The sequence below is a fragment of the Paraclostridium bifermentans genome (genome assembly GCF_019916025.1).
Classification (GTDB): Bacteria; Bacillota; Clostridia; order Peptostreptococcales; family Peptostreptococcaceae; genus Paraclostridium; species Paraclostridium bifermentans.
Genome location: NZ_CP079737.1, coordinates 1,004,713 through 1,018,206 on the forward strand (window position 1 = coordinate 1,004,713; position 13,494 = coordinate 1,018,206).

Here is a 13,494-nt window from a genome sequence, read left to right on the forward strand (position 1 = left end):
GAGGATAAGTTATGATTGTAAATATAGATAAAGACTTATGTACGGGTTGTAAAAAATGTAGTGATGTTTGTCCAGTAGATGCAATACAAGGAGAAAAAGGAAAGGCTCAATTTATAGATGAAGATAGATGTGTAATCTGTGGTCAATGTGTACAGCAATGTAAATCATTTGCTCCTATATACGAATTAGGACAAGATACAATAGAAGCAAAGAAAGAAGAAAGAGGTATGCTAGAAAGCGTACAAGAACCTCTATTTGCAGCTTATAATACATGTGATGTCGAAAAAGTTAAAGAAGCTTTAGCTGACCCGAATTCATTTACAGTGGTTCAATGCGCTCCAGCAGTAAGAGTTGCATTAGGAGAGGAATTTGGTTGTGATTTAGGAGAATTAACATATGGGAAGATGGTTGCAGCATTAAAACAACTAAAATTTGATAGAGTATATGATACAAACTTTGCAGCTGATTTAACTATAATGGAAGAAGGTAGTGAACTTATAAAAAGAATAGGGGAAAATAAAAATCTTCCTATGTTTACTTCTTGCTGTCCTGCATGGGTAAAGTTTATGGAAGATAATTATCCTGAACTTACAAATCATTTATCAAGTTGTAAATCTCCTCAACAAATGGGTGGAGTAGTATTTAAAACTTATGGTGCTCAAATGAATAATGTAGATCCTAAAGATGTATTTAGTGTAGCTGTAATGCCATGTACTTGCAAAAAATTTGAATGTGATAGAGAAGAAATGAAGTCAAGTGGATACAAAGATGTAGATGTTGTAATCACAACTAGAGAATTAGCCTATTTAATAAAAGATATGGGAATTGACTTTAATAGTTTAAACAATGAAGACTTTGACTCTCCTCTAGGAGATTATACTGGAGCAGGAACTATATTTGGTGTTACAGGTGGAGTTATGGAAGCTGCTATAAGAACCGGATATGAGCTTATAACTAACCAAGAAATTCCTAACGTAGAGGTAACTCAAGTTAGAGGTGGAGAGGGAATAAGAAAATCTGTTATAAAAGTAGGAGACTTAAGTCTAAAAGTTGCAGCGGTAAGTGGTTTAAAAAATGTAGTTTCTATATTAGAAGATATTAAAAAGGGTGACTGTGACCTACACTTTATAGAAGTTATGACATGTCCAGAAGGATGTATTAGTGGTGGAGGGCAACCTAAACTTTTACTAGATGAATATAGAGAATTAGCTTATTCAAATAGAAGAAAATCAACTTATAATCACGATAGAGATATAGAGATAAGAAAATCTCATGAAAGTCCTGCTATAAAGAAAATATATGATGAATTTTTAAAAGAACCATTAGGAGAAAAATCACATCATTTATTACATACAAATTATTGTACTAGAAAGGAAGTGGCTAAATAATGAATTGTTTTGTTATATCAGACCCAAATAAATGTATAGGATGTAGAACATGTTCTATTGCATGCGTAGTAGCTCACTCTGAAGAAAATATATTTTTACAAGACCCAAATCATATAAACTTTAATCCAAGACTTACTGTTGTAAAAACTGCAGAAGTAAGTGCGCCTATTCAATGTAGACAATGTGAAGATGCGCCTTGTGCAAATGTATGTCCTAATGAAGCTATAAAAAGAGAAAATGGGGCAATAGTAGTTAAGGAAGAAAAATGTGTTGGCTGTAAAACATGTATTATAGCATGCCCTATAGGAGCTATAGAAATAGTGAGTAAAGAAATTAAATTAGATAATATAGATTCAGATAAATTATATTTCAAAGAGCAAATGGTAGCAAATAAATGTGATTTATGTGCAGGGAAGGAAGACGGTCCTGCATGTGTAAATGTATGTCCTACTAAAGCATTTAAAATAGTAAAAGAAGAGGATGTAAAAGTAATCATAAATGATAAAAGAAAACAAGCAGCAGAATGCATTTCCAACTTATAATAAGGAGTATAACTAATGAAAAAAACAAATAAGATTTTACTTATTGTAAGTGTTATATTAGCATTAGGTTTAAGTGGGTGTAGTAAAGTTTCTAAAGAGAAACAAAATATAACTATATCAGCTGCGGCAAGTTTAAAAGAACCTTTAGAAGAAATAAAAGGTATATATGAAAAAGAAAATGATGTGAATATTACCCTTAATTTAGGTGCATCTGGAACTCTTCAAAAGCAAATAGAACAAGGTGCAGATTGTGATATATATATATCTGCTTCACCTAAGCAAATTAATGTATTAGAAAAGAAAAACCTTATAAAAAAAGATTCTAAAATAGATTTATTACAAAATAAACTTGTGATAATATCAAATAAAGAATCAAATAAAAATTTAGATCAAAATGACAGCAATCTGAAGTTCTCTATAGGAACACCCAAAGTAGTTCCAGCTGGAGACTATGCTAAAGAATCATTAGAGAATATGGGAATGTATGATAAATTAAAAGATAAAATAATATATGCAAAAGATGTAAAGCAAGTATTGTCTTATGTTGAAACAAATAACGTAGACTTTGGAATGGTATATAAGTCAGATGCATTAAGTTCTGATAAGTGTAAAATCTATGAAGTAGTGGATGATAATATGCATAAGCCAATAATATACCCAGCAGCTATTGTAGCAAGTACAAAGAATGAATCTCAATCGGATAAATTTATTAAATACTTAAATAGTTCAAAGTCTAAAGAAATATTTAAAAAATATGGATTTGAATGTGTAAATAATTAATATGAAAGATGCCATAATCTTATCCATAAAAATTTCTGTAGTAGCTACAATGATAACTTTAGTAGTAGGTATTTTTTTGGCTAGAATATTTACAAAATATAATTTTAAATTTAAAACAATTATAGAATCTTTTATAATTATTCCTATGGTATTACCACCATCTGTTGTTGGTTATGGACTTTTAGTAGTTCTTGGAAAAAATGGTCCAGTAGGAGAGTTTGTATATAATTTATTTGAAAAATCATTGATTTTTACTCCACAGGCGGCATGTATAGCATGTATAGTAGTTGCGCTTCCGATGATGTATCAAAGCTGTAAAACTGCTTTTTTAGAAATAGATACCACATATGAAGATGTAGCTAAAGATCTTGGAGCTACTGATAGTAAGGTTTTTTGGAAAATAATAATACCATTATCTAAAAAAGGTATTATAGGCGGAACTATATTATCATTTGCGAGGGCTTTTGGAGAATTTGGAGCAACTTTAATGGTAGCTGGAAATATACCAGGTAAGACTCAAACGGTACCTTTAGCCATATATTTTTTCGTAGAAAGTGGCGATATAAGAGAAGCAAATATATTAATAATAATAACTATAATAATAAGTTTTACTACTATATTTATATTAAATAAATTAAAATAGAATATAAGATTATGTTTTAATTAAAAAATAAAAGCACAAAGCTTAAATATAACATTAGATTTTAAATTGTTTAAGTTTTGTGCTTTAAACATTTTTATTTACAAAGATAATACAATTTAAAAAGTAGAGAATATGTGGAAATAGACATGGTACGAATAGGAGGTTAATATGGAGTTTACTCACTTTAATGAACATGGGAAAGCCAAAATGGTAGATGTAAGTGAAAAAAATGAAACAAAAAGAACTGCTACAGCTAAAGGTAGCATATCTATGAAGTCAGGAACTATAGAGATAATAAAGCAAGGAAAAATAAAAAAAGGCGATGTACTTTCTGTAGCACAAGTCGGAGGAATAACAGGAGCAAAGAAAACATGGGATTTAATACCTATGTGTCATAATATATTTTTAACAGGAGCGGATATTAAATTTAATATATTAGAAACAGAAATAGAAATAGAAGCTACAGTATCTACTGTAGGTAAGACTGGAGTAGAGATGGAGGCTTTAACAGCTGTGTCTATGGCAGCACTTACTATATATGATATGTGCAAAGCTATAGATAAGGATATGGTTATAAATAATATAAGACTTGTAAAAAAAGTAGGTGGAAAAAGTGGGGAGTACATTAGAAATGAATAATATAGGAAAAGTAATATCTATAAATATAAGTGAGAAAAAAGGAACTATAAAAAAACCAATAGAAAAAGGTATGTTTAAACAAAATCATGGTCTTGTTGGAGATGCTCATGCAGGTGAGTGGCATAGACAAATAAGCTTACTTGGAATTGAAAGTATAGAAAAAACAAGAAAACAAGGAATAGATGGTTTAACTCCTGGAGTTTTTGCCGAAAACCTAACAACTGAAGGTATAGTTCTGTATGAGTTACCTGTAGGAACGAAGTTGAAAATAGGTAATACAATTCAAGAAGTTACTCAGATAGGGAAGAAGTGCCATAAAGGCTGTGAAATAAAAACTAAAGTTGGGGACTGTGTAATGCCTAGAGAAGGAATATTCACTAAAATAATAAAAGATGGTGAAGTTAAATGTGGAGATAAAATAGAAATTATTGAAGCATAATATAAAAGCAACTAAGAAATAAATATATCCATTTCAAGTGGACACATATAAAAATCACTTTTAAGTGGCATGAGTACGGTATTTAACCGGACTCATGCCATTTATTTATTTATTTAATATTTCTAGAGCCTGAGCTATAAAGTCTTCTTTATCTTGTGCTGTTATTAATTCAGTATCTACATAAGCTGTAAATTCTGATCCACATTCACATATACAATCTTCTTTTATATCAACTTCTAATAAAGCTTTTTTTAATTCATACTCGCTAATACCAGAACACATTGAGCAAAAACTTATCATACATAATACCTCCATATTAATATATGGATATTTATACACTCATCCTTAGGGGTATGAAACATTAAATTGTTACTAAAATTGTAACTAATTTGTAACCCTTTTTCTGGTAATTATAGAAAATGTGTTTACAAAGGTCCAAAAATATATTATCATTAATTAAAAGTTACAGAAAAGTAACAAATTCATAAAATACGAATTTTACAAGACATAATGGTCAATAATATATAATTTTTATTTATTTAAATTAACTGGAGGGATACTATGAGTATGAATAAAAGAGCGAGGAAATCATCATTAATATTAGCATTAGGATTAGTTGTAGGAGGACTTTATACATCTACAAGTAATATATATGCAGCAGAAAGAGAAGTAGTTAAAGCAGAAAAATTAAATGTAAGAAAAGGTCCATCAATAGAAGAACAAAGAGTAGGATCATTAGACAGAGGTATGGTAGTTGAAATATTAGAAACAAATAATGGATGGAACAAGATAAAGCTTACTGATGGAAATGAAGGATGGGTAAGTGGAGATTACACTGATAAAGAGAATGCAACTGTAACTGCTAGTAAATTAAACGTAAGAAAAGGGCCAGCTACAGAACATGATAAATTAGATACATTAGATAAAAATACAGAAATTAAACTTTTAGAAGAACAAGATAATTGGTATAGAATTAAATTAGATGATAAAAAAGAAGGATGGGTTTGTGGTGATTATGTGTTAACAGAATCTCAAGCTAAAGAACAAGAACAAAACCAAGCTAAACAACAAAACAATGATGCTGTTAAAGAAGTTAAGAGCGCATCTACAGTATCTGATGCAACAACAAATGAATCTTCTAACTCACAAGCAGAAACTTCATCTAATAACAACAATGGAACATTAATGTCTATAGAAGCAACAGCATATGCTGGAGATACTATAACTTCAACAGGAACAACTCCTAAATGGGGAACTATAGCAGTTGACCCAACTGTAATACCATATGGAACAAAAGTATATATACCTAAGTTTGACATGGTATTTACTGCAGAAGATTGTGGAAGTGCTATAAAAGGTAAAAGAATAGATATATTTATGAACAGTGAAGCAGAATGTGTTAAGTTCGGAAGACAAAATATGGAAATAAAAATATTAAAATAGTTAAAATAAAAAAAGACGGTACGTTAAGTAAAGTTACTTACGTACCGTCTTTTTTTATTAAAAATATAAGGAATAATCGTATATGTATGAATAAAAATAAGTTAAAATATGTAATAGTTTGAAAATTAAGTTTTTTAAGCTGATTTTAGAATATATATAAAGTTATATCCAAGATAGACAAAATATAATAAGGTTAAAAATGTACTTACTTAATTATATTAAGTTAAAATGTGTTTTGATGTCCTTGAACTTTAAAAAATTACAAAAAAGTCGGGTTTTAGTGTATAATATTAATATGATAAAGAGATGGAGGAAACACATATGAGGAAACTTGGATTAACGAGTAAGATATTAATTGGATTATTTTTAGGAATGTTATTTGGTGTAATACTTAGCAAAATGCCAGGTAGTTATATTAAAGATACAGTTTTATTAGGTGGAATTATAAATGTAATAGGAAATGGATTCACAAAAGCTATAAAAATGATGGTAGTGCCACTAGTATTTGTTTCATTGGTATGCGGTGTATCTGCTATGGAAGATATAAAGAAATTAGGTAGAATTGGATTTAAAACTATGGGATTCTATTTAATGACAACAGCTGTAGCTATTTGTATATCATTAGCTTTAGGAGTTTTATTAAAGCCAGGTGCAGGACTTGATTTAGGAACTGTAGCTAGCCAATCTACTACGATAGCAAAAAATCAGTCACTATCAGAAATAATATTAAATATGATACCATCAAACCCTATAGAGGCTTTTGCAAAAGGTGAAATGCTACAAATAATATTCTTTGCAATGCTTACTGGAGTATCAATAAGTTTAGTAGGAGAAAAGGCAAAACCTTTAAAAAAATTATTTGAGTGTGCAAATGAAGTTTGTATGAAAATGGTTAGTGTAATAATGATGTTTGCACCTTTTGGAGTATTTGCACTTATTACAAATACTTTCTCTACAGTAGGAGCAGATGCAATAGGATCATTAGTTAAATATATATTAGTTGTATTATTAGGGCTATTACTACATGTAGTAGTGGTTTATGGAGGATCGTTAAAAGTATTTACAAAAGTTAGTTTTATCGGATTTGTACGTAAATTTTCAAAAGTAGCTGCAGTTACTTTTTCAACTGCATCAAGTAATGCTTCTGTTCCAGTAAGTTTAGAGCTTATGGAAGAAATGGGAGTTAGTAAAAGTATACGTTCATTTACAATACCTATGGGAGCTACTATAAACATGGACGGAACAGCTATAATGCAAGGTGTAGCAGCTTTATTTATAGCACAAGTTTATGGAGTTCATTTAGGTATAAATGATATGTTAACAATAGTTTTAACAGCGACTTTAGCATCAGTTGGAACGGCAGGAGTTCCAGGTGTTGGTATGATAATGCTATCAATGGTGCTTCAATCAGTAGGACTTCCACTTGAAGGTATCGGACTTATAATGGGAGTAGAAAGAATTATAGATATGTTTAGAACTACAGTAAATGTTATGGGAGATAACACTTGTACACTTGTAGTTGCAAGTAGTGAAAAAGAGTTAGAAGTAACTAATATAGATGCGGCAGAAGTAGCGTAATAAATTTTTATTGACATATAAATTTAGTGAGCTATAATTAAACTGTAATCTAAAATGAATAGCTAGGGGTGCCCCAACGGCTGAGAGATGAATTTATTCATTAACCCTCAAACCTGATCTGGATAATACCAGCGTAGGAAAGCTTTACTAAATATACAAATGAAATTTATTTGCATAGTAAATTAAAAGCTATATTCCTACAGGAATATAGCTTTTTTTAATACAAAAATCAAGGGGGAAACATCTAATGGAAAAGTATAAATTGCCAACACTTACAATAGCAGGCTCAGATTCATCAGGAGGTGCAGGTATACAAGCAGACTTAAAGACATTTAGTGCTATAGGAACTTATGGAATGAGCGTAATAACAGCTATAACTGCTCAAAACACTTATGGAGTATTTTTAGTAGAAGATTTAAGCAAAGAAATAATACAAAAACAAATAGAGGTAGTATTTGATGACATACCACCTAAAGCAGTAAAAATAGGAATGGTATCTAGTCCAGAAATAATAAAGGCAATTGTTGAATCTTTAGATAAGTATAATCCAAAGTACTTAGTAGTAGATCCAGTAATGATATCTAAAAGTGGATATTCACTTTTAAAACCTGAGGCTAAAGACAATTTAATAAAATATCTTATACCTAAAGCATACATAATAACGCCAAATACATTAGAGGCTGAGGAAATAACAGGGATTAAAATTGACAATGTAGACGACATGAAATTAGTTGGGAAAAAAATATTAGAACTAGGGCCTAAATACGTGTTAATGAAAGGTGGACACTTAGACGGGGATGCAGTAGACGTTTTAATAGGCCAGGATACATTTGAAATTTATAAAAGTGAAAGATTAGATAGAAAAAATACTCATGGAACAGGATGCACTTTATCATCTGCAATAACTGCAAATTTAGCACTAGGATTTGATATAGTACAATCTGTTTCTAATGCAAAAGACTATATAACTAATGCTATAAGACATAGCTTTGATATAGGTGGAGGAGTAGGACCAGTACACCATTTTTATGAATTTGACTCAAATAAATAGATATAAGCATTTAAAAGGGAGAGATGAAATTATGTTTGAATTATTAAATAAAGTTAAAGAAATTAACCCATTAGTACTTCATTATACTAACGAAGTTACAATTAATGATTGTGCAAATATAACTTTAGCGATAGGTGCAAGTCCACTGATGAGTTATTCTTATGAAGAAGCAGAAGAGATAATACCTATTGCAAGTTCTGTAGTAATAAATATTGGAACAATGAATTCCTCTCATAGAGAATTATTTATAAAGGCTGGGAAAATAGCAAATAAGCATAAAAAGCCAGTTATATTAGATCCAGTAGGGGTGTTTGCTACACCTTCAAGATCTTTGTTAGTGGAAACTTTATTAAACGAAGTAAAGTTTGACGTAATTAAAGGTAATGCAGCTGAAATTAAGTACATAGGTGGATTTAATGTAAAAGGAAAAGGTGTAGATTCATTTGACGATGATGAAAACATAGACGATATTATTAAGAAAGTTGCTAAAAAACTAGAATGTGTGGTAGTAGCTACTGGAAAAGTAGATGTAGTAACTGATGGCGATAAAATTATAAAAATACACAATGGAACTCCTAAATTAAAAGGAATAACAGGAACTGGATGTATGAGTGCTAGTTTAATAGGGAGTTATTTAGGAGCGAGTAATGAAATTTTAAATTCTGCAGCAATGGGTGTTCTTACAATGAGCTTATGTGGAGAATTAGTAGATATAGATAATATAGGAATAGGAAGCTTTAAAGTAAATTTAATGGACAATATATACAAATTAAATGAAGATGAGTTAAAAGAGTCTTCAAGGGTGGAGGTATTTTAATGAAATTTACAGATTGCTTATTTGAAGAAGTTAAAGACATATGGGAAAGTTATTTAAATCACCCATTTGTAAGAGAAATAGGAGAAGGAACTTTACCAAAAGATAAATTTAAAAGATATCTTATACAAGATTACTTATATTTAAAAGAATTTGCTAAAGTTTTTGCAATGGGAGTAATAAAAGCAGATACAGTTAAAGAAATGAAGTTTTTTAATAAAGCGGCTAAGGGGTCTATGGAAGATGAAACTGCTATACATGTTGAATATATGAAAAAATTAGGAGTGCCTCCGATTGAGGCTGAAAAATGTAAATATGAACTAGTTTCAAGTAGCTACACAAGTTACATGCAAGCTGTTTCATTAACAGGAGGAGTTAAAGAAATTGTAATGGCTACATTACCTTGTAACTGGAGTTACAATTATATAGGTCATTATTTATATGAAACTTATAAAGATAGTTTAGATAATAATTATTATAAAGAATGGATAGAGATGTATGCAGATCAAGAATTTGATGATGTATTAATAGATTGGTTAGAATACACAAATGAGTTATGCAAAGATTTAACTGAAGATGAGACAAAGAAGCTTAAAGAAATATTTGTTAAATCGAGTTTATATGAATTAGATTTTTGGAATATGGCATATGAAGAGGCGAAGAAAAAATGTCAAGCGTAGTAATTATAATAATAAGTTTAGTACTGTTATTTATGTATGCAAAAGATATAAATAAAAAGAAGTTTTCTACTAAAGAGATAGTAATGATCGCTATGTTTAGTGCTATATCATTTATACTGTATATGATACAATTCATAAGATATCCGCAAGGTGGAGGTATAACGTTATTTTCGATGCTACCTACGATGCTACTAGCTATATTATATGGTAAAGAGGCAGGGCTAACAGGTGGATTAATATTTGGATTACTAAAACTATTAAATGGAGCTTATGTAGTTCATCCAGCACAATTTTTACTAGATTATATATTATCAAATATGGCACTTGGATTAGCTGGAGAATTTGGAAGAGAGAAAAAAAGCGATATGTTCAAAGGATGCTTATTTGCAAGTAGTTTAAGTGTATTGATAAGTATAATATCAGGAGTCGTATATTTTGGACAGTATGCTCCAGAGGGAATGAATATAGTACTTTATTCTTGTATATATAATATATCAAGTGCAGGAGTTGAAGGATTACTTTCTAGTATAATACTAGTTTTATTACCTATAAAAAGATTTCAAAAAGTGTTGAAATTATCAACTAATTAAAGGGAGAACAAAATGAAAGAAAAATTAAAATTATATTTAGTGACTGACTCAGAAATACTAAATGGAAGAGATTTTTATAAATGTATAGAAGATGCATTAAAAGGTGGGGTAACAACTTTACAATTAAGAGAAAAAAATGCAAATGGAAAAGAGTTTTTAGAAAAAGCATATAAATTAAGAGCTCTTACTAAAAAATACGATGCTTTATTTATAATAAATGACAGAGTAGATATTGCTATGCTTTGTGATGCAGATGGTGTTCATGTGGGACAAAGTGATATACCTTTAGAAGAAGTAAGAAGATTAATAGGAAAAGATAAAATTATAGGAATATCAGCTCATAATATAGAAGAAGCTACTGATGCAAAAAATGGTGGAGCAGATTATATAGGGGTAGGAGCTATGTTTAATACAACTACTAAAAATGATGCTACCATAGTTACAGTAGATGAACTAAAAGAAATTGATGAAAATCTTGATATACCTAAAGTTTTAATCGGTGGTATAAATTTAGATAACATAGATACATTTAAGGGTATAAACATAGATGGATATGCAATAGTATCAGCGATATTAAAGTGCGATGATATATATAATGAATGTTTAAAATGGACAAAGTCTTTACAAAAATAGATACAGGAGGTGAATTATGATAAATGCAATCATAATATTAGGTAGTATAGGATTTTTTATATACTATCTAAAAGGTTTGAAAAATACTAAATTCACTACCAAAACAGTTGTTATGATAGGTATGTTTAGTGCAATATCATATATACTTAGTATGATAGAGTTTATAAAATATCCACAAGGTGGAGGAATATCTTTATTTTCAATGTTACCAACAATGTTACTTTCAGTTTTATTTGGAAACACGGTCGGTATAACTGGTGGACTTATTTATGGAGTATTAAAATTATTAAAGGGCGTGTATATAATACATCCAGCACAATTTTTACTAGACTATATATTACCAACAATGTTACTTGGATTAGCAGGATCATTTGGAAAAGATAAGAAATCAAAGGTTATACTAGGTTGTTTACTTGCTGTAGTTCTTAGTGTATCTATGAATATAATATCAGGATGTGTATTCTTTGGAGATTATGCTCCAGAAGGAATGAATGTATTTGTATACTCATTCTTGTATAATGTATCAAGTCAAGGCGTAGAGGGGTTATTGTCTGCACTTATAATTGGGATACTTCCACTTGAACGATTAAATAGAGCAATAAATGCAAGTGGTAACTAAAAAAGTTAAATAGAGTTACGAAAAATAGATGTGGGTGATTATATAAGTTTTGCTTCTAAAGCTGGGAAGATGCTTTAAAAGGCGCTAAAACTTATATAGTCACCCACACTTTCGTTAACTTATATTTATCTTTTTTTTAGGAAGTGGTATGTGGATGGGGGAGCAAGGGTGTACATAATCCTACAAAAATATTAAAATAGAGGAGTATGTAAATATAAGTTTGGAGGGGTTTAATGGGGAAGAAAATAATTATAGGAGTAATGAGTTTAATTTTAGTTGGAGCTTTGTTTGTTGGGTTTAATGTTTTAAAAGACGATAAGAAAGTGAAATTAGATGAAAGTGTTAGTAGCAGTCTTGAATATTCAGGGTCAATTCAAGAAATTTTAAATAAGACGTATGATAGAGCAAAATCTTCAGAAAAATTTGAGTATAAAGACGAAGAAATATATAGCTTGGTGCATTGGATATCTAATCCAGTTATAAAGTCTAAAAAGAACAAAAGGATAGGATTTTTAGAACCGAGTCCAGAGAATGTAGATAAGATGATATATATATTAGGAAAAGCTCCATTAGGACCTCATAAATTTTTTATAAAATCTTTAAATGAATGGAAAAAAGGTAACTTTGTTGAGGTTGAAGAAGTTCATAACACAGCTTGGAAGATGTTAGATGGAAACGTAGGAAGAGCTATCGACAGAGATGAATATGAGATAAATAGATTAAAAGAAAAGTATTATAAATAAAATATGTATATATAGTTGACAATATATAAAAACTGATTGTAGACTGTATTTTATAGATATATAGAAAGAAGGTAAATAAATGGAAGAAATATATAAATTAATAGAAGATAAAATAAAAGCTGCAGGTTATAATGGCTATGTAAGTGGAGAAGAAATATACGAAGAAATATGTGATGAAATAGAAGAAAAAGAGAATGGAAGCTACATATTTATGTCTAAGAAAGAAGATGATTTATTCTTTGAATATAAGATAGATGTTATGGATGAAAACTTTAACTTATCTTACATAGATATAAACACTCCGATAGGAAAAGTTCATGTAGACTTTGATGCATAGTAAGTAATAAAAGAAGTTCTAAGACTAAAAAACCTTAGAATTTTTTTGTTTTCAGAGTTGACAATTTTAAAAGTTGTGAATATAATGAAAGGGAAGTAAGATATAACTAAATAGTTTCGGTAGGTGAGGTTACCTTAGGGATACGGGTTGCTGCCGCGAAATAGTGGAGACACTATTAGATGGTTAGCAGTATACGTCGGAGAAGGCGTATTCTAATGCAATTACATTGCCCTAAGAAGCTAAAGCTTGGACGAAGATTATTAAGTATATGTAAAAGATACTTTTTAATTACGCTTTCATTATCCTCGTTTGCCAAAAGAAACGAGGATTTTTTAATGCTAAAAAATCAAAAAACATTAAAAATGAATTAAATTAAAATACGGAGGTGAAAATAAAGTGGACTTAGAAAGTAGGTTGTGTATGAGAACAGATGGCATAGAATTTGAAGAAGACTCAGATTGGCTCTATTTTTATTATAAAATTGAAAACAAAACAGTTAGTAAAAGTAATATGCTATTTACTTGTATACTAACTATGTAAGTTCATTTTGTTTTCACTTTAAAAATAAAGTACAA

At 29.7% G+C, this 13,494-nt stretch carries 18 protein-coding genes and 2 riboswitches; of the genes, 17 read left to right on the forward strand and 1 reads right to left on the reverse strand.

Annotated elements, in window-relative coordinates; all coding sequences use genetic code 11:
* The first annotated feature begins 11 nt into the window (after nucleotides 1-11).
* The 6 genes from KXZ80_RS04830 (at nucleotide 12) to KXZ80_RS04855 (ending at nucleotide 4,431) form a co-directional block, all read left to right on the forward strand.
* Nucleotides 12-1,388 (forward strand): [FeFe] hydrogenase, group A, encoded by a 1,377-nt coding sequence (locus KXZ80_RS04830; RefSeq protein ID WP_021432325.1) that lies wholly within the window; start codon nucleotides 12-14, stop codon nucleotides 1,386-1,388.
* Nucleotides 1,388-1,930, forward strand: coding sequence for a 4Fe-4S dicluster domain-containing protein (locus KXZ80_RS04835; protein ID WP_021432326.1), 543 nt, complete (start codon nucleotides 1,388-1,390; stop codon nucleotides 1,928-1,930). The genes KXZ80_RS04830 and KXZ80_RS04835 overlap by 1 nt, the downstream gene beginning before the upstream one ends.
* A 15-nt stretch (nucleotides 1,931-1,945) precedes the next feature.
* Entirely contained in the window at nucleotides 1,946-2,710 is a 765-nt protein-coding gene (modA, locus tag KXZ80_RS04840; protein WP_021432327.1) for a molybdate ABC transporter substrate-binding protein, read from the forward strand.
* A 1-nt stretch (nucleotide 2,711) separates the two neighbouring features.
* Nucleotides 2,712-3,353 carry a molybdate ABC transporter permease subunit gene (gene modB, locus KXZ80_RS04845; protein WP_021432328.1) on the forward strand — a complete coding sequence of 214 codons (642 nt, stop codon included), beginning with the start codon at nucleotides 2,712-2,714 and terminating at the stop codon, nucleotides 3,351-3,353.
* Between the two features lie 168 nt (nucleotides 3,354-3,521).
* Nucleotides 3,522-3,992 carry a cyclic pyranopterin monophosphate synthase MoaC gene (moaC, locus tag KXZ80_RS04850; protein WP_021432329.1) on the forward strand — a complete coding sequence of 157 codons (471 nt, stop codon included), beginning with the start codon at nucleotides 3,522-3,524 and terminating at the stop codon, nucleotides 3,990-3,992.
* 1 nt (nucleotide 3,993) lies between these two features.
* Complete coding sequence (locus KXZ80_RS04855) at nucleotides 3,994-4,431, forward strand: MOSC domain-containing protein (protein WP_038285443.1); 438 nt, start codon at nucleotides 3,994-3,996, stop codon at nucleotides 4,429-4,431.
* A 105-nt stretch (nucleotides 4,432-4,536) separates the two neighbouring features.
* On the opposite strand, the gene KXZ80_RS04860 is transcribed toward KXZ80_RS04855, so the two are convergent.
* Nucleotides 4,537-4,731 (reverse strand): hypothetical protein, encoded by a 195-nt coding sequence (locus KXZ80_RS04860; RefSeq protein WP_021432331.1) that lies wholly within the window; start codon nucleotides 4,729-4,731, stop codon nucleotides 4,537-4,539.
* A gap of 261 nt (nucleotides 4,732-4,992) precedes the next feature.
* Between KXZ80_RS04860 and KXZ80_RS04865 the strand changes: the two genes are divergently transcribed.
* The 11 genes from KXZ80_RS04865 (at nucleotide 4,993) to KXZ80_RS04915 (ending at nucleotide 13,459) form a co-directional block, all read left to right on the forward strand.
* Nucleotides 4,993-5,874 carry an SH3 domain-containing protein gene (locus KXZ80_RS04865; RefSeq protein WP_021432332.1) on the forward strand — a complete coding sequence of 294 codons (882 nt, stop codon included), beginning with the start codon at nucleotides 4,993-4,995 and terminating at the stop codon, nucleotides 5,872-5,874.
* Between the two features lie 321 nt (nucleotides 5,875-6,195).
* Nucleotides 6,196-7,452, forward strand: a complete 1,257-nt coding sequence (locus KXZ80_RS04870) for a dicarboxylate/amino acid:cation symporter (RefSeq protein ID WP_021432333.1) — start codon at nucleotides 6,196-6,198, stop codon at nucleotides 7,450-7,452.
* Between the two features lie 54 nt (nucleotides 7,453-7,506).
* Nucleotides 7,507-7,609: riboswitch (TPP riboswitch) on the forward strand.
* A 90-nt stretch (nucleotides 7,610-7,699) separates the two neighbouring features.
* The gene (gene thiD, locus KXZ80_RS04875; protein ID WP_021432334.1) at nucleotides 7,700-8,503 is read left to right on the forward strand and encodes a bifunctional hydroxymethylpyrimidine kinase/phosphomethylpyrimidine kinase; all 804 of its coding nucleotides are present in this window, start codon (nucleotides 7,700-7,702) and stop codon (nucleotides 8,501-8,503) included.
* A gap of 31 nt (nucleotides 8,504-8,534) precedes the next feature.
* Nucleotides 8,535-9,320 carry a hydroxyethylthiazole kinase gene (gene thiM / locus KXZ80_RS04880; protein WP_021432335.1) on the forward strand — a complete coding sequence of 262 codons (786 nt, stop codon included), beginning with the start codon at nucleotides 8,535-8,537 and terminating at the stop codon, nucleotides 9,318-9,320.
* Complete coding sequence (tenA, locus tag KXZ80_RS04885) at nucleotides 9,320-9,997, forward strand: thiaminase II (protein ID WP_021432336.1); 678 nt, start codon at nucleotides 9,320-9,322, stop codon at nucleotides 9,995-9,997. The genes thiM and tenA overlap by 1 nt, the downstream gene beginning before the upstream one ends.
* On the forward strand, nucleotides 9,985-10,587 hold the full coding sequence (thiT, locus tag KXZ80_RS04890) for an energy-coupled thiamine transporter ThiT (RefSeq protein WP_021432337.1): 603 nt from the start codon (nucleotides 9,985-9,987) through the stop codon (nucleotides 10,585-10,587). Before tenA ends, thiT (KXZ80_RS04890) begins: the two co-directional genes overlap by 13 nt.
* A gap of 12 nt (nucleotides 10,588-10,599) precedes the next feature.
* A complete protein-coding gene (gene thiE, locus KXZ80_RS04895; RefSeq protein WP_021432338.1) occupies nucleotides 10,600-11,220 on the forward strand; it encodes a thiamine phosphate synthase in 621 nt (206 codons plus the stop codon).
* Between the two features lie 16 nt (nucleotides 11,221-11,236).
* A complete protein-coding gene (gene thiT / locus KXZ80_RS04900; RefSeq protein ID WP_021432339.1) occupies nucleotides 11,237-11,839 on the forward strand; it encodes an energy-coupled thiamine transporter ThiT in 603 nt (200 codons plus the stop codon).
* Nucleotides 11,840-12,072: 233 nt separating this feature from the next.
* A complete protein-coding gene (locus KXZ80_RS04905) occupies nucleotides 12,073-12,582 on the forward strand; it encodes a DUF6241 domain-containing protein (protein WP_021432340.1) in 510 nt (169 codons plus the stop codon).
* 79 nt (nucleotides 12,583-12,661) lie between these two features.
* Nucleotides 12,662-12,919 (forward strand): hypothetical protein, encoded by a 258-nt coding sequence (locus KXZ80_RS04910; RefSeq protein WP_021430879.1) that lies wholly within the window; start codon nucleotides 12,662-12,664, stop codon nucleotides 12,917-12,919.
* A gap of 108 nt (nucleotides 12,920-13,027) precedes the next feature.
* A riboswitch (M-box (ykoK) riboswitch) is annotated at nucleotides 13,028-13,184 on the forward strand.
* A 131-nt stretch (nucleotides 13,185-13,315) separates the two neighbouring features.
* The gene (locus tag KXZ80_RS04915) at nucleotides 13,316-13,459 is read left to right on the forward strand and encodes a hypothetical protein (protein WP_160165091.1); all 144 of its coding nucleotides are present in this window, start codon (nucleotides 13,316-13,318) and stop codon (nucleotides 13,457-13,459) included.
* Nucleotides 13,460-13,494 lie beyond the last annotated feature (35 nt).

What these genes read in the sequence shown, in the direction of transcription:
- KXZ80_RS04835 (WP_021432326.1), top strand. Translation starts at nt 1,388, where the DNA reads ATGAATTGTTTTGTTATATCAGACCCAAATAAATGTATAGGATGTAGA.
- thiM (WP_021432335.1), top strand. Translation starts at nt 8,535, where the DNA reads ATGTTTGAATTATTAAATAAAGTTAAAGAAATTAACCCATTAGTACTT.
- moaC (WP_021432329.1), top strand. Translation starts at nt 3,522, where the DNA reads ATGGAGTTTACTCACTTTAATGAACATGGGAAAGCCAAAATGGTAGAT.
- thiT (WP_021432339.1), top strand. Translation starts at nt 11,237, where the DNA reads ATGATAAATGCAATCATAATATTAGGTAGTATAGGATTTTTTATATAC.
- tenA (WP_021432336.1), top strand. Translation starts at nt 9,320, where the DNA reads ATGAAATTTACAGATTGCTTATTTGAAGAAGTTAAAGACATATGGGAA.
- KXZ80_RS04860 (WP_021432331.1), bottom strand. Translation starts at nt 4,731, where the DNA reads ATGATAAGTTTTTGCTCAATGTGTTCTGGTATTAGCGAGTATGAATTA.
- KXZ80_RS04905 (WP_021432340.1), top strand. Translation starts at nt 12,073, where the DNA reads ATGGGGAAGAAAATAATTATAGGAGTAATGAGTTTAATTTTAGTTGGA.
- thiT (WP_021432337.1), top strand. Translation starts at nt 9,985, where the DNA reads ATGTCAAGCGTAGTAATTATAATAATAAGTTTAGTACTGTTATTTATG.
- modB (WP_021432328.1), top strand. Translation starts at nt 2,712, where the DNA reads ATGAAAGATGCCATAATCTTATCCATAAAAATTTCTGTAGTAGCTACA.
- KXZ80_RS04865 (WP_021432332.1), top strand. Translation starts at nt 4,993, where the DNA reads ATGAGTATGAATAAAAGAGCGAGGAAATCATCATTAATATTAGCATTA.
- KXZ80_RS04830 (WP_021432325.1), top strand. Translation starts at nt 12, where the DNA reads ATGATTGTAAATATAGATAAAGACTTATGTACGGGTTGTAAAAAATGT.
- KXZ80_RS04910 (WP_021430879.1), top strand. Translation starts at nt 12,662, where the DNA reads ATGGAAGAAATATATAAATTAATAGAAGATAAAATAAAAGCTGCAGGT.
- thiE (WP_021432338.1), top strand. Translation starts at nt 10,600, where the DNA reads ATGAAAGAAAAATTAAAATTATATTTAGTGACTGACTCAGAAATACTA.
- modA (WP_021432327.1), top strand. Translation starts at nt 1,946, where the DNA reads ATGAAAAAAACAAATAAGATTTTACTTATTGTAAGTGTTATATTAGCA.
- thiD (WP_021432334.1), top strand. Translation starts at nt 7,700, where the DNA reads ATGGAAAAGTATAAATTGCCAACACTTACAATAGCAGGCTCAGATTCA.
- KXZ80_RS04870 (WP_021432333.1), top strand. Translation starts at nt 6,196, where the DNA reads ATGAGGAAACTTGGATTAACGAGTAAGATATTAATTGGATTATTTTTA.